Here is a 20,362-nt window from a genome sequence, read left to right as displayed (position 1 = left end):
AGCGGGCCCTGAAAGTTGTCGCACTCGACCAAAGGTTCGAGTGTTAAGCCCTGAGTCTACCCATGGCGAGCACCGAAGCCGACCTTGCTTCCGAAACCGGAACTCAGCAAGATCGACTGAAAAACCATGGCCCCGAGTGAAAGTACCGCCTGGTGATCACGAGCTGACTGGATCAGCCGTAGAGGACGCTTTGCCGCCCGTCGACTTGCGGTAACGGTCGGCATCGAAAGCAACCACCTTGCCGTCGCCGGCCTTCGGAGCGTCGCGCTTCGCGAGCGCACGCAAGCGCATGATCTCAGCCTTCGCCCGCTCCAACGCTGGATTCAAGTTCGCCCGAAGGTTCGGCTGATCCCGAAACGCCTCGGCCAACATCTTGTAACGGATCTCGACCTCAGCGAGCTCATCGCCAGCAGCCATCGCCGCGCTGAGCGTCGTGTGCTTGGCCATTGGGCAACCTTCCAGACTGACTTGAGGGAGGGGGGTAGGGGGTAGGACACACACTTAGGCGTATGCAAGGGAGGGGCACGCTGTGGCTGCCCCAGGGCACCCTCCCCCTGGGGTTCGGGGCGGCGTCGGCGCAGGTCCGGCTCAGGATGATCAGTTGCGCGCATCCTTCATGGCCGGCCTTCGCGTCGAAAGGAACTCAGGAGGTCCGCGTTGACGCCGACGCCGCAAGTCATTTCAGGATGGGTTGAGTAACCAGTCGGGCAACTTGGATTCTGTGGGGGTTTTCGCGGCGGTCTGGCCACCGACCTTGGGGAAGCCGGCCGAGTGCGGCAGGTTCAGCGTCGGTGGCATGTACTGCGCTGTGACGGCGAGGGGGTTGTCCGAGTACCGGGCGAGTGCGGTGAGGTCGTCGAGGTCTTGGCGCGCGGTTGGATGACGCTCCAGGTAGTCGTTGGTGACTGTGGACCAGCCTCGTACCATTGCGCGTTCCATGACTGCTGCTGCGAGGATGGTGTCGCCCGATCGCTTAGCGGACTCGTAGAGTTCGGCGGCGTCGTCGCGGTCGTTGAGTTCTCGGGCGCGGGAGGCGGCGTCTCGATAGCTGACGAGCTTCGCGGGGTCGGAGCTTCCCGAGGGTGACAGGCCGAACAGTCTGCGTTCGAGTTGTTCCTTGTGTCCCCGTACGGCGGCCTTCTCCTGTTTGTGCAGTGCTGCCATCTTCTCGGCGACCTCGCGGTGCAGGGGTTCGAGGTGGTCATGCTTGCCTGCGAGTGTGAGGTTCGGGTCGTCGGCGACTTCGGCGTGGGTGCGGGCGAAGTCGTCAGCGAGTTCACCTGCCTGCGTGCGGATTGCGGCCACTTCGCCGTGCAGTTCTTCGATGCTCATGGTGTCTCCTTCGGCCGTGTGGTGTGAACGAGTGCGATGCTGGTGGGGTCGATGAGCCACCGGCTGCCGATCTGCTGGGCGTGTAGTCGTCCGGTGGTGCACCAGTTGCGGATGCACCGGTCGGTGACGTGCAGTGTGTCGGCTGCTTGGCGGGTGCTGACCCAGTGCACTGATTGTGCTTGGTGCGGTTGTGGCACTGCACTTTTCGTTCCGCTTTCGGAAACAAGGGCGGAAAGGTGGAGGGCAGCTAATGCGACGTACGCCTCGGGGTCATTGGCACGTAGCCTGAATCGACGTTCGGCAGTCATACCCGCGTTGTGTTCGAGCCAGCGTGCGATACGCGGCGGAATGATGACTGACCCCTCTGCGGTAAGGCGTTGCGAGATCCGCACTTCCAGTGACGGAGCATCTGGTTGGGTCACTGCGCCTGCCCGGTTTCGGCCGTCCACCTGTATGCGGTCGACTCCGAGATGCCCAGGGTGTCGGCAATGGCTTTTCTCGACATTCCTCCGTCGAGGAGTCGACGGGCCTGGTCTTTGGATCGGGCGGGCGCATCCTTTTCGGGGGTGGTCCTTTGCAGCAGCACTGTGAGGTGGGTGGACAGAAGTAGCGCCAGTGGTGGGACGCAGGCGATACCTACCGCGATGGGGGTCGACACTGAATGCTCAGAGAGTGTCGAGTGGATCGCGTTGCCGACCACACTGATGCCAGCGGAGACCATTAGCAGTGTCCAGCCGTACCAGCGTGCACGTTCCAGTGCCACAACAGCCGCGGTGCTGGTGACGATCAATCCGTCCACGATGAGCGGCCACAGCTCCGGGATGGACACCCCCGCCATCTGGGCTAGGTCGGCGAGTGCTGCAAAGCTGAGCCAGAACGAGAGCACGGCGATGACGATGGTCCCGGCTGTAGCGACGCGAGACGAAGTTGTTCCCATCGACATCTCAGGCCCCTTGCTCGGCAGCATCGCGTTGGATGCTCCATTCGGTGAGGACAGACTGTCCACGCTTCAGAACGGGAGCAGAGATTGATGCCGACTTGACTGCGTCTCGCTGGTACCCGGCGGCCAGTCCTGCCGCGTACACATCGGCGGCCTTCACCCACTGCCCACGCTGATTTGAGAGCAAGTCGGTGAGCCATTGTTCCGCGCTGATGATGGTGTTCTCGCCACCTGCCCCGAGTGTCCATATCGTGACACCACCGCGACGTCCGGATACCGATATCAACTGCGACGATTTCGCAGCCTGGCGGAGGTTGTCGATCTTGAATCCGGCATCGCAACCAGCCCCATACACCGCGCTCGATTCGACAGTGTTGGTCCCGGCGGCGATGAGCTGGAACGCGTGGGAATCGATCCACTCCCGAGCAGTCAGTGGGCGACCGCTTGTTGGTTCAGGATCTGCGACCGCCCGAAGGTGAGGGCCACTCGGTGATTCATGGGACTTACTTTGTGGACCCACCGTGGACCCCAGGTCCACCGTCTCTGAGCTGGGGATATGTACGGTGGACCCCTGTCCACGGTGGACCCCCTCGTTAAGCCGATACCGATGCCCCCGATCGACCGCGATTTCCTCCAGGGTTCCATCATCGACCAGCTCGGAAACCGCCGCAGAGACTTGATCTCTCCAGTCCGATCGAGCACGTTTCCTGAGGTCGCTCATCGGTAGCTCCTGATGTAGATCAAGCCACCGAATCACAGCGGCTTTTGCACGATCGAGCTTCCGGTCGGCAATGAACTCCTCACCCGCTGCCCGGGCGCTGGCACGTTCGCGAACTTTCTGACGGACGACCTTCTTCGACTCCGATACCACCCAGGCTCGTGTCCGGTTGGACACCTCCATCACTACGCCCGAGAGCGCCCAGTCGAGTTCCGACACCACGATCCGGTGATGCAAGAGCGCGAGGCACGCTGCGACCTTCAGCCGGGTCAGCATTGCGTGCCCGTCCAGCGCGTCTTCTTGCCCACGCTGACGGGCGATGTGAGCGGCGACGATCGTCTCCGCAATCTCAGTAGGTCCGTAGATAATCTCGGTGACTCCGTCGACCGCGGCCCACAATGGCATCCTCGTGTCCAATGGTTCGGGATCAGGCGTCGCATCCGCCGGCATATCGGGATCCGTCGTCGGGAACCAGAGGAACCGCTGCGGAGTCCCACCGGTCGTATCGTCGAACAACACCCCGGTGTGGGCTGGCTGTGCCCCAACGCTCATGCAAAGCCGATACGAGTGCGGTGGGACTATCCGTGTTGTTGCCTCGCTGGAGTTGCCTTGACCGAGCTGCTCGCCCATCGCCGCAGACTTCAGTTGAGCCAGCACGATCGATCCTTGCCGCGATGCGATACCAGCGAGCGAGTCGATCTCGGAGACGTTGATGATCGCCCGGGTGATCGGCTCGACGCCTTCCTTCTTCGGGGGGACGAAGGTGGCTGCGATTCCCTCACCCGATCCGATGGGCCGTTCGACGATCGGGGCCGGCCACACTAGGCGAGCAACTTTGTCCGACACGCCTTTTCCGCCACCTGACGGAGAGACGAATGCGGCCAAAAGGTTCAGTGATGCTCGGCCACCGATGATTCCGGGTAGTTGAACCTCCGGACCAGTGGTGGCGGCTACGCGAAGCAGTACCCCGCCAAACACTGCCCACGGTGCCGCGTACCGGGCACGTGACCATTGCCGCATGACCTGCAACTGTGGTGTGGCGTCGAAGAAGTCGTCGTTCATGCGCTTGCCCTCCCTGCGGTACGTTGCGCCGATCGCAGGCACGTCTCTACTTCCCGTTCCGGCAACCCTGTTTCGAGGGCCGCTCTGCAGATCTCGTCGACAAGGGACTGCTCCCCTCTTTCGAATGCACGACACAGTGCCCAAAATGTGATCGAGTTGCGGCCACCACCGGTGGACTCAGCGACCTTGCGGACGAGGCCGTGGCTGCGACGTTCCGGATTCACTCTCGTGGGCTGCGCAATGTACTGGGGTGCTTGGACGAGAAGGAGCAGTTCTTCGGGTAGCGCAGCGATCGGAGCGTCACGTTCTACTCGGTAGAACTCGCCAGACTCGGGGTGAACAGATCCGGGCATGACGGTGTATCCGCTGCGCCAGGTCTTGATGTCGATCCCGTTGTGCTGTGCGAGCTTTCCGCGCGCCGATCCGGTGTATCGGTAGTAGACGTGACGGCCACCGGATCCGGTGCGGACTACGAGTGTGTCGAAGTCGATCCCTGGAACCGCGTCGAGGTCGCCGCCGTTGCGGGGGTCTTCGTCGAGGACGATTACCCCGGTACAGGTGCCACCGAAATTGCAGTTCGGGTAGCGACGGGCCTGCCGTTCGATGATGCTGCGGTCGGTGGTGAAGTCATGGAACCCACCAGGCAGGAACGCTTTCTTGCCTTGCAGTGGTCCGATGGCGAATCCTCGGTTGAGCATGTCGGTGGGAATCATCAGGCTGCACCGCCCTTCTCGCGCTTGGCACACACGGGGCCCAGGTGCCGGCGGACCGAGACGGGGTCGACGAGCCAGGCACCGCAGGAGTGGCATTGGGAAGCGAGTCGATAGGTGCCGTCACGGAGGGCTGCGGCAAGTAGCTTGTCAGCGGGGTCGCGTAGTTTTTCGAGTTCTTCATCAGCGTCGGGGGATATCATTGATGTGTCTCCTGTTCGATGGTTCGGTGTTGTGGGGGTTCGTGGTGATGGCGAACCCCCCACAACTGGGCTTTGATTCAGCGGCCGGGCCATCGCCGGTAGTCGACGGCGATCCATGTAATCGACTGCACCGCAAGCATTCCGGCGAGAGCGAGCTCGACAGCAGTCATAGCGCCTCCCGAACCTCGGCTGCGATGCGAACTTCGTCTTCGTTGCGCCGCAATTGCGACTGGCGGTCAGCTTCGGCAAGGACATCGACAACAGCAGTGACCAGGTCGACGGCCTCTCCGATATCGAGGGTCAGTACGACACTGCGCCCGTAGCTGATGCGGGCTCGCCCATTGGTGAGTTCGGCATGAACCGGTTCGTCGGACATCTCGTCCAGGTGCGCGAACATCACACAACCTCGATTGTGTCGGCGACTGACATCAGCGCGGCCGCGAGGGCTCTGGCCTCGGCAGCAGTCAGGTGGAGTGCCCGATCCATGTTCCCTAGTTCGTGGTGGATCAGATCAATGTGGAGATATGCCACCGGTAGCTCGTTGAACCCGCGGTATGGCGTCACTCCGATTCGTGACGAGTAGGTCCCGTAGGAGTCCTGTTCGATCTCTTCCAGCGTCATGTCGACGTACTCGTCGATGCCGAAGCAGTTCTGGTCTGCTCGCGCGGTCTCGTCCGGATGGCCGTCGCCGGCGCAGCACCACGGCGTGCACTGGACCTTGATGACGTCGACGCTCATGCCGCTACATCCGATCGGTTGTTGATTGCCACTGCGCGAGTTGCCTCCTGAAGTAGCTGTGCAGCGAATGCCATTGCCTCACTGGGCAGGAACGCAACGTCGGCACCACAGTTCATCGACAGGTACGGCTGAGTGATCTGACCGTGGTCGTTGGCCTGCCAGAAGGTCGAGGCGTAAACCTCTTTCTTCTCGGGGCCGACGCACATGCTCGGTGTGCCAACGGTGCCTTGCGATCGATGCCACGCGCCCTCGAATGCGCCGGCTTGGCTCTCGGTCTCGATGCCGTCAGTTATGACTCTGAAGTCGGCCCAGATCTCGATGGCCACGTGCAGGAAGTCGTCGACGTGCTGCGGGAGGATGGTCAGGTCACAGAAACACTCGCCGCCGTCCTGGTCGCTGCAGTCGATCTCGATCTGCGGGGCGTCCGAGTACGCCTCGGTGCCGTCCTTGGCGTCGTGGCGCTTGATCGTTGCTCTGAACGGTCCGCGGGCGACCTCGGCCAAGACGGTCAGCTCCATGCCGTCGTCGGCCAGCCGGGCAATCACTTCGGCACTCGTCGGTGCCGTCGCTACAATGGTCATGATCAATCAGTTCCTTCCGGGATGTTGGGATTGGTTGTCTCGCCCTCGACCGCATCTGGAGCGCCAACTCCGCGGTCGGGGGCGTCTTCGGTTTCGTAGGGGCCCGGGGTCAGGGGCATCAGGCAGCACCGCCTTGAACTGACGACTCAAGACGCCGGATGAAGTCGTCGATCGCATCATCCGAAAACAGTCGTCGTCGCCCCACTTTCACTGAGCGAAGTTCGCCCGTCGAGATATAGCCGTAGATCGCTGTCTTGCCCAGATTCGTTCTTTCGAGGACTGTGTCGATCCCATTCAGGCGCGCCATGCCTAGCCTCCGTATTTCCGTAATGGACCATGTTTCCGTTGGTTTGTCTCAACCCGGCAACCGTAGCACGGGCATGCACGAACGCGACAGAACTTGTGCGAAGATGTCGCAATGCCGAACATTGATGAAGACGCGCGCCGTTGGCAACTTGTGATCGCTGGTAATTGCGGCGCAGCACTTCGCTACTGGAGACAGGAGGTTCGGGGCCTCACTGCTGCGAAGCTGTCTGAGCGATGCGCCGACCTAGGCTTTCCAATTTCTCGCGTGGCAATATCGAAGATTGAGAACAACACCCGACAAGGGAAGCTGGAGGTAGCCGAACTTATTATCTTGGCTCGCGCGCTGCGAATAGCCCCAGTTCAGTTGCTGTACCCCAATATTCCTGACGGAAGAATCGAGTACCTTCCTCGCGAAACTGTCCGGGAGACGGTGGCCCAGAACTGGTTCGTCGGACGCGGCAAGATGCACCCCGATGCGCACGATCAGCATATTTTGGAGATTGCACAGAGGTCATCCCCGGAGGAATTGTCGGACAACCAGAAGAAGCTCGATGAAAATCGCGAGTATGACGATGCCTCGACTCGAGTGTTGATACTTGACGAGCTTGACGAGCTCGAACGTGAAGCGGCGCAGGCATTCACGAGACTGAGGCACCCGAGTCTCGCATCAGACTCCGAGCAGGCCGAGACAATGCGGAACACGATCGGCCAGCGCTTCACAAAGGTGATGGCAGACATCGACGGACTCTTGTACGACTTAAAGCGAATCGGCATGGTCATTGAGGAAGAGGACCACCACTATGGCTAGGAAGCAGCTACCGCCGCAGATCAGCAAAGTAGTTCTCGCAGACGGTAGGTCGGTGCGATACGAACTGCGCGCCGCCGTGACCGACACGACCGGTAAGCGACGCTGGGTCAAGCGCCGATTCGAGAAAGAGTCCGAGGCGCGGTCCGCACTCGCCACGATCTCGGGTTCTGCCGCCGCCGGCGTGTTTGTCGGAAAGAACGTCAGGAGTGTCGAGGCCGCCTGCGCCGAATGGCTCAAAGGGAAGCGCGGCATCCGACCAACGACGCTGTACGGGTACACGCATGCACTCGCCCCAATCCGCGGCGAGCTCGGACCCATGGCAATTCAGAAGGTGACCAAATCCGATCTCGACGTCGTGGTGGACCAGCTCGTTGAAGGAGGATTACTCAAGGGTGAGGGCAAGCCGCGCAGGCCATGGTCGCCGCGATCAGTGAACATGGCGCTGCGGGTCTTCGGCCAGGTACTCGACTCAGAGCAGCGGCAAGGCAACGTTGCCCGCAACGTCGCCAACTTGGTGGACCGCCTCCCGGTGATCGACAAGGAAATGGACACGTACACACCGGACGAAGTCCAAAGGCTCCTCGCCGCAGTCGAGCTAAACCGACTCGAGCACGCTTGGCACCTGGCGCTGTCAGGACTCAGACGTGGAGAGGTAGCCGGCCTCGAATGGAATGACGTCGACCTCGCCGGGGGCAAGGTGACAATCCGACACAACCGCGTGTCGACGGGCGGCGTCATCCACGACAGCACTCCGAAATCCCGCAAGTCATCGCGGACACTCCCCCTCGCGCCGGGTCTTGCTGAGGCGCTGAAGACTGCAAAACGCCGTCAGGCTGAGGAGAAGCTTGCGCTGGGTGAGTCGTACGGCCCGGGTACTCATGTGGTTGTCGACGAGGCGGGACGTTCGGTAGCGCCAGCGAACCTCACATTCTGGTGGATCGCAGCATGCAAGGCGGCTGGAGTTCGGCGGATCCGACTGCACGATGCACGTCACACCTGCGGCACGCTTATGCACTTACAGGGAGTGCCCCTTGCAGTGATCTCGGCGTGGCTTGGCCACGCGTCGACTGACATCACCGCCAAGGTGTATCTGCACGCTCAGGACGACGCTATGACGGCCGCGGCGCAGAGTTACGGTGCAGTTGTGTCAAAGCGTGTCATCGGCAGCGCCTGACGCAACGACAAAGCCCCCGACCCGCTGTCGAAAGCGGAGGTCAGGGGCTTGCCTACAGGTCATCAAGTCTTGAAGACCTAGCGGTATTAGTCGTTCTGGAAGTAGCTCAGCAGACGCAGGATTTCGACGTACAGCCAGACCAACGTGATGGTCAAACCGAGGGCGACGCCCCAGGCTGCCTTCTCCGGAGCCTGTGCGCGGATCAGCTGATCGGCCTGGTCGAAGTCCAGCAGGAAGCTGAACGCCGCAATGCCGATGCAGACGAGGCTGAAGATGATGGCGATGGGTCCGCCGTCACGCAGCCCGAATCCACCGTCCATGAAGAAGCTGGCGACGAGGTTGCCGAGCATGAGCACGACGACACCGATGAGGGCACCGACGATCATGCGAGTCAGACGCGGCGTGACGCGAATAGCGCCGGTCTTGTAGACGATCAGCATGCCGAAGAACACGCCGAACGTGCCGAGGATGGCCTGGCCGATCAGTGCCGATCCGCCGACTCCGCCGAACGAGACGTCGGTGAACATCAGCGACAGCGCGCCGAGGAACACACCTTCCGCCGCGGCGTAGGCAAGCACGATTGCCTTGTTGTCCATCTTGCGACCGAACGTCGCGAACATGACCAAGCCGAAGCCGATGAGGCCGCCGCCGATCACGAAGGGGATGGCCAAGCCCGGATTACCCGAGACCAGGAAGTACGAGATGATCGCCGTGACGCTGAGCACACCGAGGGTGATGCCGGTCTTGGTGACCACGTCGTCGATCGTCATGGCCCGCTGAGCGGGCTGCGTTGTGTACGGGTCGGCCTGTGTTCCGGGATGCTGGCCGAACGTTGCGGCCTGCGAGGCTCCAGCCGTCGCAGATCCGAATGTGGCGTATCCGCCGCCCTGCTGCTTGGGCAGGTTGCGGAACACCGGGTTGCTGGAGGTGCGCACCGTGTCTCTTCCCTTCGTAAGTTCTGATCCCCACCGGGGATCTCCCCGTCGGTCATCAGTAGAACGTTCGACATCCGGACAAAAGTTCCCGTGACGAGAACCTCTACGTCGGACAAAACGGACTCTACCGGGTCGCCCCTCGACAGGCAGCCACGACCGCGTGTGTGACACCGAATCGAAACGGGCACTATGAGGAAATGGCAATCGAAGACGGACCCGACCAGACCTTGGACCAAAGCGAAAGCCTCGACTCCGACGAGGTGCGCAACGACGACGGCGACACCGTGGTCGATCCCCCGGACCACTGGAGCGAAGCCAACAGTTTCGGCACCACCGCCCGTGAAGCAGCCGAGGGCGAGAGCCTCGACCTCAAGCTCAGCGAAGAAGAACCCGACATCGCCGTCGAGGAGGATCTCGACCGCCCGATCACCGAGACCCCGGACGACGAACTGACCGAAGAACTGGTCGACCACGTCATCGAGGAGTCCGACGAGGATCCCGACATCGATTACGCGGAAGGCCAGCGTCAGGCCGAGATCGTCGAAGGGACTCTCGTCGAGGATCGTGGGCGCGACAGGGGCCAGATCGACGGCACCCCGGAAGACGGCGGCCCCGTCACCTGACGCTCTCGCATCTGGTCCTCACCGTTACTCGCTCGGGCGCACCGAGCGAGTGACGGTGAACTTGGTGTTGCGTCCCATCGGATCGGTGGGCCCGACGGCGTCGGCGAGAGCCCGACGATAGTTCAGGTGCGTGTTGAACACCGTCCACAGCTGTCCGCCCGGCCGCAGCACGCGTCCGGCGGCCTCGAACAACTTGCCTGCCCCGCCTGTGTGTACCGCAGCGCCCTCGTGGAACGGCGGGTTGCAGACGATCAGATCGACCGACCGGGACTCGAACGTCGACATCGCGTCGTCGGCCACCACCGAGATCGTCGTCCCGTTCGCCTCGGCGGTGGCAGCGGCCGACGCGATGGCAGCGGCGGATCGGTCCGTCGCGATCACCTCGAGACCGGGCCTGGTTCGAGCCAATTCGGTCGCGAGAATTCCACTGCCGCACCCCAGATCGACGGCGTTGGTTGCGCGAGGTGCCATCTTCGGCACGAACCCCAGTAGGAATCTCGTCCCGATATCGAGGCCGGCCCCGGCGAAGACCGCGCCGTGAGCCACGACCGTCAGGCCGAGGTCGTCGATTCGTTTGTCGACCGGATACGTCATCTCCGACGCCACTGCCCCGGTCGCGGTCAGTACCCGCGCCTTCTGCCGTCCCCGACCCGCCGTGACGGTCTCGAACGACCGCCCGAGGATGTCGTTCATCGCAGGCGTCATGTGTTTGTCTCGGCCGCCGGCCAGGACGACGACGTTCTGGAGCGCATGCGCCGCGATGTGCTCGGCGATCTCGGTGAGCTCGGCCAGACCTCGTGGCAACTGCATCAACACGGTGCCGACGCCGTCGAGCAGTTCCGCACCCAGCCCGTGGTGGGTGTACGTGCCGACCATCGACACACGCGCCGCGTTCAGCTCCAGAGCGCGTACGCCGGTAACAGCGTCCTGGTGCACTCGCACGTCGGTGAACCCCAGTGCCGCCGCACCCAGAGTCAGAGCGCCGTAGCGATCGCCGATCACAGCAATCGGTTCCGTGCGGTCGACCCCCAGTTCGTCGACGGTATCGAGCAGCAAACGATCTGCCGCGTCGACCGCATGCAGATTGGGTGCCTCGGCATCGGGCTCACGCCGCAGAGCTTCGAACAACGTTTCATCGGACACCCGGGCAGTATTCCACCCTGGCAGCTGTGCCCCGACCGGACGTTTCGACGGTTCACCGGCCCGTTCCGCGCGGCAAGTGGCTATTGCGACCGATGAGGTGCATGCTCGGGGAATGGAACACAAAGACAAGAACGAGGCGCTCTTCAGCCATCCCGACGACGCATCGACCGATGCCTCGGCCGAAGCGACCAAGCCCGCCGTCTACACGGCCCTTTTCAGCGGTGCCAACGACTGACCCTCACGACAGATACCGCAGGTACTCCAGCGCCTTGGTCGCGTGTACGTGACCGCGCTCGCTCTGCACCACCATCCGCACCGTACGGTGCCGATCGATCACGAACGTCGTCCGCTTCACGGACAACAACTGCCGTAGATAACTGCGACGAGCCACGTTCGAGTGGCCGCGCTCGAAATCACGAAGTCGACGCCTACGGGCGAACCACCCGCCGCGCCGCACTCCGAACTGTTCGGCCACCGCACCGTCGGAATCCGAGAGCAACGGGAAGTCGAACGACCTCTGCAGCGCGAAATGTTGGTTCTTGTCTCGGGTATCGGTGCTGATCCCCACTCGCTGCGCACCGAACCTGCCGAACTCCGCTCCCAGATCCCGAAAATGGCACGCCTCGGCCGTGCAGATCGGACTGTTCGCAGCCGGATAGAAGAACAGGACCACCGGCCCCGACGCCGTGAGCTCGGTGAGCGCACGACGTTCACCGGAATGATCGGGCAGCTCGAAATCCGGGGCGGTCTGTCCGATTCGCATGACGCAGAGGGTACCGCTCGGCTCGCAACGAGCAGGGCCGTGGCCGTCAACCGCGCGGTACGAGCCACTTTCGCAGTCGTGCGGTGACGAACGGCATCACCACGTACACCATCAGCGGAGTGCACATCATCACTACGACCGCAGTCCGCAGGGCCACGTTCAGGTGGGTCAGATGTGGAGTGATCACGAGGTTCACCAACAGGCTGACGGCATAGAACGCAACACCGATGGACACGGCTTGCTTCCACCGCGGCGGCGGACCGCCCACGACGCGCACGGCGTCGGTCAGGTTCGACTGTGGCTCGAACCATCCCTCCACGCCGGAAAGCCGATGTGTCACAACGTCGTCCGCTATCGGTCGGCCGCGGCCGAGCCAATCGCGCCTCGCCTCCGAACGCAACCACGCCCCGAGATGGTCGTGCGTCTCGAATCGATACACCACGTGATAGTCACTGGATTCGGCCGAGCTGCGCAGCCAGCCTCCGCCGAGAAAGCCCGGGAAGGTTCGCACCAGTTCGATGCCCCGGTCGGTCCATTCGACGAAGTCCGCCTCGTGTCCCTCGCGAACGCGTCGTGCGACCGAGGTCGTGACGTGCTCGAGCGTGTCGGTCATGGCCATGGGGTCCCCTCCTGCGCTGGTTCGTCGTCGGTGCGTTCTACACAGACTGTGTCGAAATGGACCGAGTATCAAATCAGGAACCGGATTGCAGACCGATGGCATACTGGAGCGCGCTGAGTGACTATTCGTCCACGAGCTTCCATCGCGATCGGTCTGGAGTGGACGTATGGCACCGAGCGAGACCGAGTACGAACTCGACGACGTCGACCGACGGATCGTCACCGAACTGAGCCGAGACGGGCGCATGTCCATGAGGGCCCTCGCCGAAGCCACCCACATTTCCCGCGCACATGCCTACGTTCGCGTCGACCGCCTCGTCGACGAAGGTGTGATCGAGGGTTTCACCGCCCGCATCGCGTACGAGAAGGCCGGATTCGGCGCATCCGCGTATGTCGCACTGTCGATTCGGCAAGATTCCTGGCGGGCTGTCGCCGACGACCTCAGCACGTTCCCCTTCGTCGAACACGTCAGCCTGATGGGCGGAGACTTCGACGCCTTGGTCCTCGTGCGCGCTCCGGACAACTCCGCATTGCGCCACCTGGTACTCGACAAGTTGCAAGGGCTGGACGGGATACTCTCGACGCGGACGTGGCTGATCTTCGACGAAGCAGTCGGCCCCGGAGCGCAGTGGTTCACGCCGAAGCCGAACAGGAGACATCCATGAGCGCCACCGAACAGCCCGCCCTCTCGGACGTCGTTGTCATCGGCGGCGGCATCGGCGGTGTCTCACTCGCATACGAACTCGCCGGCGACCGCCGTGTCACGCTGCTCGAGCGTGAGTCCACGCTGGCGTTCCACACCACCGGTCGATCCGCGGCTCTGTTTCTGGAGACGTACGGCAACAGCACGATTCGCGCCTTGACGACCGCCAGCCGAGACTTTCTGGTGAACCCACCCGACTGCTTCCGGTCGGATTTGCTCACTCCGCGTCCACTGTTGCAATTCGCGGCCACGGGACGCGGCGATGCCCTCGAAGCGATGTACACCGACGTCAGTCGCCTCACTCCCGACGCGCAGCTGGTATCCCCCACCGACGCATGCACATTCTTCCCACCGCTACGGCCCGAGCTGATCGATTGCGCTCTGTACGAACCGCATTCGATGGAGGTCGACGTCCATGCTCTGCATCAGGGCTTCGTCGGAGGTCTGCGACAGCGGGGCGGTCGGATCGACACCAAGGCCTCGGTGACCGAACTCGAGCGCCTGAACGGTCTGTGGCACGTACGCACCTCGGACGGGTCGACTCATCGGGCTCCACTGGTCGTGAACGCGGCAGGGGCCTGGGCGGATGTCGTCGGTGCGATGGCCGGGGCCCGCCACATCGGCTTGGTTCCCAAGCGCAGGTCGGTCTTCATGGTCGCCGCACCCGACGATCTGGACACAAAGAATCTGGCGACACTGAGCGACATCGACGAGAAGTTCTACATCAAACCCGAAGGCGCACAACTGTTGTGTTCGCCGGCCGACGAGACGGCGGTCGAACCGAGCGATGCCCGTCCGGACGAGCTGGAGATCGCGCGGGCGTTCGACGACATCGCCGAGGTGACCACCCTGACTGCGCGACACGTTCGTTCGTCCTGGGCCGGACTGCGCAGCTTCGTTCCCGATCGCACCCCGGTGGTCGGGTTCGACCCCGAGCTCGAGGGCTTCTTCTGGTGCGCCGGGCAGGGCGGCTACGGAATCCAGACGTGCGCGGCGCTGGCCCGGGTGGGCGCGGCTGTCGTTCGCGGAGAACCGGTTCCGGCCGACGTGGCCGAGCGCGGCCTTCTCGAAGCGGATCTGTCGCCCCGCCGTCTCGGCTAGAGGCGCTGCGCGCCACTTGCGCGGAAACTCGACCTGGGCTACGAAGTTCCACTCACGACGTGAGACCTCAGCCGGCGACGACGCGTCGCAGATCGCGCACTGTCGTCCGGTAGATGTCCAGCAGGTCGGCATCCTGCCCGCCGTCGATCCGTACCGCCCAGTCGTCGAAGGCGATACGCAGGGCCATACCGGCACCTTCGACCAACAGTCGTGCATACGAACGTGATTCGTGGTCACCGAGACGCTCGGTCACCGCATCGGTGACGCGGCACAGTGTCATCGCGTCGGCCGCGAAGGCTGCGGCCCGCAGATGCGCGTCGATACCGATCAGTCGCCGAGTGCGTAGGAGTCGGTCGCGTTCCTCCTCGGGCGCTGTCGACAGTCGCTCGACTGACTGCTCGTACAACGCTTCGATTCCAGGCAGCGTGATGTGCTCGGGCGCGGTAGCGGCGAGCCACTGGTCGAAGTCGACCTCGAAATCAGGGTCGATGCCGAGAACGGACTCCTCCTTCGAGGCGAAGCTGCGAAAGAACGTACTGGGCGACACCCCCGCTCGGCGCGCGATCTCGTCCACCGTGGTCGCGGCGCAGCCCTGCTTCTCGAACAGCTCGAGTGCGGCGCGAGTGATCTCGAGCCGAGTGTCTCGGCGACGTCGCTCTCGCAGGTCCGGCACTCGTTCGCTCATCCTCGTCCATCCGTCGACTGCGGTCGTCATCCGCTGTCAACTTACCAGCAATCGTCAAGTTGACAGTCACTGTCATAATGATTGAAGCTATCTACATACGATTGCACGCTTCGATCCCATACGCGAAAGTTTGTAGACACATGAGTTCACCCGAGACCGACCGCACCCCCGACGAGCAACTCGCGCCGGGCAGCAAGCTACTGATCGGCATATTGGTCATCGCGGCCTTCGTCATGATCCTCAACGAGACGATCATGAGCGTGGCGCTCCCGACCCTGATGGTCGACCTCGAGATCACGGCAACGACGGCCCAGTGGCTCACCACCGGATTCCTACTGACCATGGCGGTGGTCATTCCCGTCACCGGCTACCTGTTCCAACGCTTCACGCTGCGTCAGGTGTTCGTGACAGCGATGACCCTGTTCACCGTCGGCACCCTGCTCGCGGCCTCGGCACCCGGTTTCGAGCTGCTTCTGCTCGGCCGCATCACGCAGGCCAGCGGGACGGCGATCATGCTGCCGCTGCTCATGACCACAGTGCTCACCGTCGTCCCGGCCCACAAGCGCGGCGCGATGATGGGTGTGATCTCCATCGTCATCGCCGTCGCACCTGCCGTCGGCCCCACCATCTCCGGAGTCATTCTCGACTCGCTGAATTGGCGTTGGATGTTCTGGCTGGTGCTTCCCATCGCGCTCGTCGCGTTCGGCATCGGAACCACACTGGTGAAGAACGTGACCGAGACGGGACAGCCTTCGTTCGATCCCACGTCGGTCGTGTTGTCCGCCTTGGCGTTCGGCGGCATCGTCTACGGCCTGAGCAGCCTCGGCCATTCTGCCGAGGAGTCCGTCGTACCGGTCTGGTTGCCGTTGGTGGTGGGAGTGATCGCACTCGTCGTCTTCGTGCTGCGGCAGATCGCCCGCCAGGAACGCGGCGGCGCGCTGCTGGACATGCGTCCGTTCCGCACCCCCACCTTCAGCATCGGACTCGGCATGATCGCGATCTCGATGATGGCCCTGTTCGGTGCTCTGATCCTCCTGCCGATGTATCTGCAGAACGTGCGCGGACTCGACACCCTCGCAACCGGCCTGATGCTCCTGCCCGGCGGATTGCTGATGGGTCTGCTCGCCCCCTTCGTCGGCCGCATCTTCGACCGAATCGGGCCGCGCCCGTTGGTCATTCCCGGAGCCATGGTGGTGAGCGCCGCGTTGTGGTCGATGACGGTGCTGGACGCACAGTCGGCACTACCGCTGGTCGTCGGTATCCACATGCTGCTCTCGGCGGGGCTCGCGCTCATCATGACTCCGCTGATGACCTCCTCGCTCGGATCCCTTCCCACCCGCCTGTACTCGCACGGCAGCGCAATCTTCAACACCGTGCAGCAGCTGGCCGGAGCCGCTGGAACCGCGTTGTTCGTCACCGTCATGTCGAACACCGCAGCAGCCCGAATCTCCGACGGGGCAACGCAGGTGGGTGGTTCCGAGGCAGGCATCCACACCGCATTCCTGTGCGGTGGGGCGGTGTCACTGGTCGCGGTGGCTGCGTCGTTCTTCATCCGAGCACAGGCAAGCAGTGATCGAGACGAGGCCGTGTCGGCGCAACCGGTGCACTGAACCCCGGCGGCATTCACACCGCGCCGTCGCGGTCAGCCGAGCGCGATCAGATCGATCGGGTGAGTCAGCAGACGACCGACGAGGGCGAGGAATTCCGACCCCTGTTGGCCGTCGACCAGTCGATGATCGAACGAGAGAGACAGTGTCGTCACCGACCGTAAAGCGATCTCGCCGTTGTGTTCCCACGGCGTTCGACGGATGGACCCGAAGCACAGGATGGCAGCCTCGCCCGGGTTGAGGATCGGCGTGCCTGCGTCGACTCCGAACACCCCCACGTTGGTGATGGTGATGGTGCCGTCGGCCAGATCGGCCGGACTGCTCTTGCCCTCCTTCGCGATACGCGTCAGGTCGGCCAGGGCACGCGCGATGTCCACCAGAGAGAGTTCGTGAGCGTTCTTGATGTTGGGAACCATCAATCCGCGGGGTGTCGCCGCCGCGATGCCGAGGTTGACGTAGTACTTGGTCACGATCTCCTGCGCAGCCTCGTCCCAGCTCGAGTTCAGCGACGGATTCGATTTCAGCGCGACGAGAACGGCTTTGGACACCAGAGCCAACGGCGTCAGACGCACGTCCTGGAAGTGTGTGGAGGACCGCAGCGACTCGAGGAGTTCGAGCGTCTCGGTCACGTCGACGGTCACGAATTCGGTGACGTGAGGTGCAGTGAACGCACTTCGCACCATGGCCTCGGCGGTGTGCTTGCGTACACCCTTGATCGGAGTGCGCTCCTCTCGACCGGTCCGCCCGGATACCGACTGCTGCACCTCGGTCTCGAGCTGCACGTCGGTGTCACTCTGCACATCGGTCTCACTCCGCACAGCCGTCCCGACCTGCAGGTACGACTCCACGTCCTGACGGGTGACGTCGCCGTGGCGTCCACTCGCGGGCAGCTCGTTCAATTCGATGCCGTTGTCCTTGGCCATCTTTCGTACCGGTGGGGCCGCAAGCGGCTTTCCGTTCTGCTCGTTCGGCGTGGACGCCGCGGGTGAGTCGACGCGGCCACCGCGTCGGCTCGAGCCTTCCTTCGCGACGCCGTAACCCACGAGGACCGGGACGCGCTCGTCCTCGTCCTCCCCGGACGACGTGGTCTGAATCGGGGAAACGGACTGCTCTGGATCGGTAGCGACCGGTTCGTCGTCACCGCCGACTCTGATGTCGATGATCGGCACTCCGACCTCCACCGTGTCGCCCTCGGAAACATGCAGGGCAGCAACGACACCGGCGAACGGAGAAGGCAATTCCACCGCAGCCTTGGCCGTCTCGACCTCGGCGATGTTCTGGTTGAGTTCGATGGTGTCACCGACCGCGACGAGCCAGGTCAACAGGTCGGCCTCGGTGAGGCCCTCCCCCAGGTCGGGCAGCGGAAAGCTCTTGATGGTGGACATCGTCGAATCCTGTTCGGTCGGTATCGGCGGAGGATGTGATCGGGGCGAAACGGCAGCCGAGGGGCAACGGCAGCTCAGTGGGAACGGCAGCGGTCCACTGCGTCGAGGATCCGGTCGACGTCGGGAAGATAGAACTTCTCGAGTTTCGACGCCGGGTACGGCGTTCCGAATCCACCGACCCGCAGCACCGGCGCTTCGAGGTTGTAGAAGCACCGCTCGGAGATGCGAGCGGCTATCTCCGAGCCGAGGCCCATGAAGACCGGTGCCTCGTGTGTGACGACGAGCCGTCCGGTCTTGCGCACCGACGCTTCGACGGTCTCGAAGTCGATCGGCGACAGCGACCGCAGATCGATGACCTCGATCGAGATACCCTCGTGTGCCGCAACTTCGGCTGCCTTACGGGCAGTGGACACCAACGGTCCGTAGGCCACCAGTGTGATGTCGGTGCCCTCGGTGACCACCCGCGCCCGATGCAGCGGGAAGGCGGTGTCGAGATCGTCGACGCCGAGGTCGATCGGACTCTTCTCCCAGTATCGACGTTTGGGTTCGAAGAACAGCACGGGATCGTCGCTGGCAATGGCCTGCTGGATCATCGAGTAGCCGTCGGCGGCGTTGCTGCAGGTCACCACGCGCAGTCCGGCGGTCTGGGCGAAGTAGCCCTCCGGTGATTCCGAATGATGTTCCACTGCACCGATTCCACCGCCATAGGGCACTCGGATGGTCATGGGGATCTTGACATTTCCGCTCGTGCGATAGTGCAGTTTGGCTACCTGCGACACGATCTGATCGAACGCCGGGTAGATGAAGCCGTCGAACTGGATCTCGCACACGGGACGGAATCCGCGCATCGCCAGGCCCACAGCGGTACCGATGATGCCCGATTCGGCCAGCGGCATGTCCAGTACTCGGCCGGGCCCGAAGTCCTTCTGCAGGCCGTCGGTGATGCGGAAGACGCCACCGAGCTTGCCGATGTCCTCGCCCATCAGCAACACCTTGGGGTCGTTCTCCATCGCACGACGCAGGCCGGCATTGATGGCTTTGCCGAGCGGCAGGCTGGTGGGCCGTTCCAGGGTGGTCATGACGTGACTCCTTCGAATCCAGCTTGGTAGGAGGCGAATTGGGCCCGCTCGTCGTCGAGCAGAGAGTGTGGGTCGGCGTAGACGTTGTCGAACACCGTCATCGCCGCGGGTTCGACGGTCTCGAGGCATCCACGTCGCAGATCGGCGGCGACGTCGTCCGCCGTCCGCTGGACCGATGCCACGAACTCGTCGTCGAACACGCCGATTCGTCTGAGCAGCTTCTCGATTCGGTCGATCGGATCCTTGGCACGCCATTCGTCGTCCATGGCCCCGGATCGATACCTCGTCGGGTCGTCGGACGTGGTGTGCGGCCCCATGCGGTAGGTGACGGCTTCGATGAGCGTCGGGCCGCTGCCCTCACGGGCGCGGGCCAGCGCTGCTCTGGTCACGGCCAGCACCGCGAGGACGTCGTTTCCGTCGACCCGTACCGATGGGATGCCGAATCCCTCACCGCGTGCCGCGATCGTGGACTTGGTCTGCACGGTGACCGGTTCGGAGATCGCCCACTGGTTGTTCTGGCAGAAGAACACCACCGGTGCATGGAAGCTGGCCGCGAACCCGAGAGCCTCCGAGATATCGCCCTGGCTGGTCGCTCCGTCTCCGAAGTAGGTGATGGCCGCACCGTCGGCACCCTCGAGCTGCATGCCGATCGCGTATCCGGTCGCGTGCAGGCCCTGCGAACCGACGATGATCGCCGGCGTAGTCATTCGATATTCGTACGGGTCCCATCCCGACAGGGTCGATCCCCGCCAGAAACGGAGCATCCGAGTGGGATCGACTCCGCGGCAGTAAGCCACCCCGTGCTCGCGGTAGCTGGCGAACACGAAGTCCTCGGAGTCGAGTGCGCGGGCCGAGCCGACCTGCGCCGCTTCCTGTCCGAGCAACGGAGCCCACAGCCCCAACTCGCCTTGCCGCTGCAGCGCGGTGGCCTCGGCGTCGATGCGCCGGACGACCACGAGATCGCGATAGATCTCCTTCATCGCAGCCGTGTCGATGTCCGCGACCAGAGGTGAATACGTCTCGTTGCGGACCACCGTTCCGGATTCCTTGATCAGCTGTATCAGCGAGGTGGTGTTCATGTCCGTGGCACTCTCCGTCGTGATGTGATGTCCTTCACAAGGACACCACCGACGCCCAGCGTGCACAAG

General features: G+C 63.2%; 25 protein-coding genes. 7 read left to right on the top strand and 18 right to left on the bottom strand.

All coding sequences use genetic code 11. The annotated features are described in order from the left end of the window. Positions 1–156 precede the first annotated feature (156 nt). From K414_RS26895 to K414_RS0112510, 10 genes are all read right to left on the bottom strand, one after another. Positions 157–447 (bottom strand): hypothetical protein, encoded by a 291-nt coding sequence (locus K414_RS26895; RefSeq protein ID WP_051365091.1) that lies wholly within the window; start codon positions 445–447, stop codon positions 157–159. Between the two features lie 234 nt (positions 448–681). Beyond that, the gene (locus tag K414_RS28230; protein ID WP_051365090.1) at positions 682–1,332 is read right to left on the bottom strand and encodes a hypothetical protein; all 651 of its coding nucleotides are present in this window, start codon (positions 1,330–1,332) and stop codon (positions 682–684) included. A 418-nt stretch (positions 1,333–1,750) separates the two neighbouring features. After that, positions 1,751–2,269, bottom strand: coding sequence for a DUF2637 domain-containing protein (locus K414_RS26885; protein WP_202595064.1), 519 nt, complete (start codon positions 2,267–2,269; stop codon positions 1,751–1,753). A 7-nt stretch (positions 2,270–2,276) separates the two neighbouring features. Then, complete coding sequence (locus tag K414_RS28225; protein WP_152530412.1) at positions 2,277–4,052, bottom strand: hypothetical protein; 1,776 nt, start codon at positions 4,050–4,052, stop codon at positions 2,277–2,279. Beyond that, a complete protein-coding gene (locus tag K414_RS26875; RefSeq protein ID WP_051365087.1) occupies positions 4,049–4,765 on the bottom strand; it encodes a bifunctional DNA primase/polymerase in 717 nt (238 codons plus the stop codon). The genes K414_RS28225 and K414_RS26875 overlap by 4 nt, the downstream gene beginning before the upstream one ends. Beyond that, positions 4,765–4,965: a DUF6011 domain-containing protein gene (locus K414_RS29125; RefSeq protein WP_037219202.1), complete on the bottom strand. Its 201-nt coding sequence runs from the start codon at positions 4,963–4,965 to the stop codon at positions 4,765–4,767. The genes K414_RS26875 and K414_RS29125 overlap by 1 nt, the downstream gene beginning before the upstream one ends. 166 nt (positions 4,966–5,131) lie before the next feature. Continuing rightward, positions 5,132–5,362, bottom strand: a complete 231-nt coding sequence (locus K414_RS0112525; protein WP_027496248.1) for a hypothetical protein — start codon at positions 5,360–5,362, stop codon at positions 5,132–5,134. Continuing rightward, complete coding sequence (locus tag K414_RS0112520; RefSeq protein ID WP_027496247.1) at positions 5,362–5,703, bottom strand: hypothetical protein; 342 nt, start codon at positions 5,701–5,703, stop codon at positions 5,362–5,364. Before K414_RS0112520 ends, K414_RS0112525 begins: the two co-directional genes overlap by 1 nt. After that, positions 5,700–6,284: a hypothetical protein gene (locus tag K414_RS28220; protein WP_051365086.1), complete on the bottom strand. Its 585-nt coding sequence runs from the start codon at positions 6,282–6,284 to the stop codon at positions 5,700–5,702. The genes K414_RS0112520 and K414_RS28220 overlap by 4 nt, the downstream gene beginning before the upstream one ends. Positions 6,285–6,402: 118 nt before the next feature. Continuing rightward, positions 6,403–6,591 carry a helix-turn-helix domain-containing protein gene (locus K414_RS0112510; RefSeq protein ID WP_051365085.1) on the bottom strand — a complete coding sequence of 63 codons (189 nt, stop codon included), beginning with the start codon at positions 6,589–6,591 and terminating at the stop codon, positions 6,403–6,405. 111 nt (positions 6,592–6,702) lie between these two features. Between K414_RS0112510 and K414_RS28215 the strand changes: the two genes are divergently transcribed. Together K414_RS28215 and K414_RS26855 are read left to right on the top strand one after the other, a co-directional pair. Beyond that, positions 6,703–7,398 carry a helix-turn-helix transcriptional regulator gene (locus K414_RS28215; protein ID WP_152530411.1) on the top strand — a complete coding sequence of 232 codons (696 nt, stop codon included), beginning with the start codon at positions 6,703–6,705 and terminating at the stop codon, positions 7,396–7,398. 52 nt (positions 7,399–7,450) lie between these two features. Beyond that, on the top strand, positions 7,451–8,572 hold the full coding sequence (locus K414_RS26855; RefSeq protein WP_237606175.1) for a tyrosine-type recombinase/integrase: 1,122 nt from the start codon (positions 7,451–7,453) through the stop codon (positions 8,570–8,572). An 86-nt stretch (positions 8,573–8,658) separates the two neighbouring features. On the opposite strand, the gene K414_RS0112495 is transcribed toward K414_RS26855, so the two are convergent. Next, a complete protein-coding gene (locus K414_RS0112495; RefSeq protein ID WP_027496245.1) occupies positions 8,659–9,507 on the bottom strand; it encodes a Bax inhibitor-1/YccA family protein in 849 nt (282 codons plus the stop codon). A gap of 197 nt (positions 9,508–9,704) precedes the next feature. On the opposite strand from K414_RS0112495, the gene K414_RS0112490 reads away from it, so the two are divergent. Beyond that, complete coding sequence (locus K414_RS0112490) at positions 9,705–10,130, top strand: hypothetical protein (protein ID WP_027496244.1); 426 nt, start codon at positions 9,705–9,707, stop codon at positions 10,128–10,130. 24 nt (positions 10,131–10,154) lie between these two features. On the opposite strand, the gene K414_RS0112485 is transcribed toward K414_RS0112490, so the two are convergent. Next, complete coding sequence (locus K414_RS0112485) at positions 10,155–11,273, bottom strand: methyltransferase (protein ID WP_027496243.1); 1,119 nt, start codon at positions 11,271–11,273, stop codon at positions 10,155–10,157. Between the two features lie 112 nt (positions 11,274–11,385). On the opposite strand from K414_RS0112485, the gene K414_RS29770 reads away from it, so the two are divergent. Further along, positions 11,386–11,508 (top strand): hypothetical protein, encoded by a 123-nt coding sequence (locus K414_RS29770; RefSeq protein WP_255032376.1) that lies wholly within the window; start codon positions 11,386–11,388, stop codon positions 11,506–11,508. A 3-nt stretch (positions 11,509–11,511) separates the two neighbouring features. Here the strand turns inward: K414_RS29770 and K414_RS0112475 are convergent, their stop codons facing one another. Together K414_RS0112475 and K414_RS0112470 are read right to left on the bottom strand one after the other, a co-directional pair. Next, entirely contained in the window at positions 11,512–12,036 is a 525-nt protein-coding gene (locus K414_RS0112475) for a peroxiredoxin (RefSeq protein ID WP_027496242.1), read from the bottom strand. A gap of 46 nt (positions 12,037–12,082) precedes the next feature. Next, positions 12,083–12,655: an antibiotic biosynthesis monooxygenase gene (locus tag K414_RS0112470; protein ID WP_152530410.1), complete on the bottom strand. Its 573-nt coding sequence runs from the start codon at positions 12,653–12,655 to the stop codon at positions 12,083–12,085. A 166-nt stretch (positions 12,656–12,821) separates the two neighbouring features. On the opposite strand from K414_RS0112470, the gene K414_RS0112465 reads away from it, so the two are divergent. Both K414_RS0112465 and K414_RS0112460 read left to right on the top strand, forming a co-directional pair. Next, positions 12,822–13,319: an Lrp/AsnC family transcriptional regulator gene (locus K414_RS0112465; RefSeq protein ID WP_027496240.1), complete on the top strand. Its 498-nt coding sequence runs from the start codon at positions 12,822–12,824 to the stop codon at positions 13,317–13,319. Continuing rightward, positions 13,316–14,458 (top strand): FAD-binding oxidoreductase, encoded by a 1,143-nt coding sequence (locus K414_RS0112460; RefSeq protein ID WP_027496239.1) that lies wholly within the window; start codon positions 13,316–13,318, stop codon positions 14,456–14,458. The genes K414_RS0112465 and K414_RS0112460 overlap by 4 nt, the downstream gene beginning before the upstream one ends. Positions 14,459–14,525: 67 nt before the next feature. Here the strand turns inward: K414_RS0112460 and K414_RS0112455 are convergent, their stop codons facing one another. After that, positions 14,526–15,173, bottom strand: coding sequence for a helix-turn-helix domain-containing protein (locus K414_RS0112455; protein WP_051365083.1), 648 nt, complete (start codon positions 15,171–15,173; stop codon positions 14,526–14,528). 110 nt (positions 15,174–15,283) lie between these two features. Between K414_RS0112455 and K414_RS26850 the strand changes: the two genes are divergently transcribed. Next, the gene (locus K414_RS26850) at positions 15,284–16,753 is read left to right on the top strand and encodes an MDR family MFS transporter (RefSeq protein WP_037219199.1); all 1,470 of its coding nucleotides are present in this window, start codon (positions 15,284–15,286) and stop codon (positions 16,751–16,753) included. 32 nt (positions 16,754–16,785) lie between these two features. On the opposite strand, the gene K414_RS0112445 is transcribed toward K414_RS26850, so the two are convergent. The 3 genes from K414_RS0112445 to pdhA all read right to left on the bottom strand — a co-directional run bounded on the left by K414_RS0112445 (position 16,786) and on the right by pdhA (position 20,293). Continuing rightward, positions 16,786–18,135, bottom strand: coding sequence for a dihydrolipoamide acetyltransferase family protein (locus K414_RS0112445; RefSeq protein ID WP_027496237.1), 1,350 nt, complete (start codon positions 18,133–18,135; stop codon positions 16,786–16,788). Positions 18,136–18,209: 74 nt separating this feature from the next. Continuing rightward, positions 18,210–19,214, bottom strand: a complete 1,005-nt coding sequence (locus K414_RS0112440) for an alpha-ketoacid dehydrogenase subunit beta (protein ID WP_032371090.1) — start codon at positions 19,212–19,214, stop codon at positions 18,210–18,212. Next, entirely contained in the window at positions 19,211–20,293 is a 1,083-nt protein-coding gene (pdhA, locus tag K414_RS0112435; protein WP_027496235.1) for a pyruvate dehydrogenase (acetyl-transferring) E1 component subunit alpha, read from the bottom strand. Before pdhA ends, K414_RS0112440 begins: the two co-directional genes overlap by 4 nt. Positions 20,294–20,362: the final 69 nt, after the last annotated feature.

It is taken from the genome of Rhodococcus sp. JG-3 (assembly GCF_000482405.1).
Lineage (GTDB): Bacteria > Actinomycetota > Actinomycetes > Mycobacteriales > Mycobacteriaceae > Rhodococcoides > Rhodococcoides fascians.
This window is presented reverse-complemented; position numbering and strand designations above follow the sequence as displayed.

Excerpts from the sequence above, each read along its gene's own strand:
- K414_RS0112465 (WP_027496240.1), top strand. The coding sequence starts at position 12,822 with ATGGCACCGAGCGAGACCGAGTACGAACTCGACGACGTCGACCGACGG.
- K414_RS0112490 (WP_027496244.1), top strand. The coding sequence starts at position 9,705 with ATGGCAATCGAAGACGGACCCGACCAGACCTTGGACCAAAGCGAAAGC.
- K414_RS28225 (WP_152530412.1), bottom strand. The coding sequence starts at position 4,052 with ATGAACGACGACTTCTTCGACGCCACACCACAGTTGCAGGTCATGCGG.
- K414_RS26885 (WP_202595064.1), bottom strand. The coding sequence starts at position 2,269 with ATGGGAACAACTTCGTCTCGCGTCGCTACAGCCGGGACCATCGTCATC.
- K414_RS0112520 (WP_027496247.1), bottom strand. The coding sequence starts at position 5,703 with ATGAGCGTCGACGTCATCAAGGTCCAGTGCACGCCGTGGTGCTGCGCC.
- K414_RS29125 (WP_037219202.1), bottom strand. The coding sequence starts at position 4,965 with ATGATATCCCCCGACGCTGATGAAGAACTCGAAAAACTACGCGACCCC.
- K414_RS0112475 (WP_027496242.1), bottom strand. The coding sequence starts at position 12,036 with ATGCGAATCGGACAGACCGCCCCGGATTTCGAGCTGCCCGATCATTCC.
- K414_RS26875 (WP_051365087.1), bottom strand. The coding sequence starts at position 4,765 with ATGATTCCCACCGACATGCTCAACCGAGGATTCGCCATCGGACCACTG.
- K414_RS28230 (WP_051365090.1), bottom strand. The coding sequence starts at position 1,332 with ATGAGCATCGAAGAACTGCACGGCGAAGTGGCCGCAATCCGCACGCAG.
- K414_RS26895 (WP_051365091.1), bottom strand. The coding sequence starts at position 447 with ATGGCCAAGCACACGACGCTCAGCGCGGCGATGGCTGCTGGCGATGAG.
- K414_RS0112445 (WP_027496237.1), bottom strand. The coding sequence starts at position 18,135 with ATGTCCACCATCAAGAGCTTTCCGCTGCCCGACCTGGGGGAGGGCCTC.
- K414_RS26850 (WP_037219199.1), top strand. The coding sequence starts at position 15,284 with ATGAGTTCACCCGAGACCGACCGCACCCCCGACGAGCAACTCGCGCCG.
- K414_RS0112460 (WP_027496239.1), top strand. The coding sequence starts at position 13,316 with ATGAGCGCCACCGAACAGCCCGCCCTCTCGGACGTCGTTGTCATCGGC.
- K414_RS0112470 (WP_152530410.1), bottom strand. The coding sequence starts at position 12,655 with ATGGCCATGACCGACACGCTCGAGCACGTCACGACCTCGGTCGCACGA.
- K414_RS0112440 (WP_032371090.1), bottom strand. The coding sequence starts at position 19,214 with ATGACCACCCTGGAACGGCCCACCAGCCTGCCGCTCGGCAAAGCCATC.
- K414_RS0112510 (WP_051365085.1), bottom strand. The coding sequence starts at position 6,591 with ATGGCGCGCCTGAATGGGATCGACACAGTCCTCGAAAGAACGAATCTG.
- pdhA (WP_027496235.1), bottom strand. The coding sequence starts at position 20,293 with ATGAACACCACCTCGCTGATACAGCTGATCAAGGAATCCGGAACGGTG.
- K414_RS29770 (WP_255032376.1), top strand. The coding sequence starts at position 11,386 with ATGGAACACAAAGACAAGAACGAGGCGCTCTTCAGCCATCCCGACGAC.
- K414_RS28215 (WP_152530411.1), top strand. The coding sequence starts at position 6,703 with ATGCCGAACATTGATGAAGACGCGCGCCGTTGGCAACTTGTGATCGCT.
- K414_RS28220 (WP_051365086.1), bottom strand. The coding sequence starts at position 6,284 with ATGACCATTGTAGCGACGGCACCGACGAGTGCCGAAGTGATTGCCCGG.
- K414_RS0112525 (WP_027496248.1), bottom strand. The coding sequence starts at position 5,362 with ATGTTCGCGCACCTGGACGAGATGTCCGACGAACCGGTTCATGCCGAA.
- K414_RS0112455 (WP_051365083.1), bottom strand. The coding sequence starts at position 15,173 with ATGACGACCGCAGTCGACGGATGGACGAGGATGAGCGAACGAGTGCCG.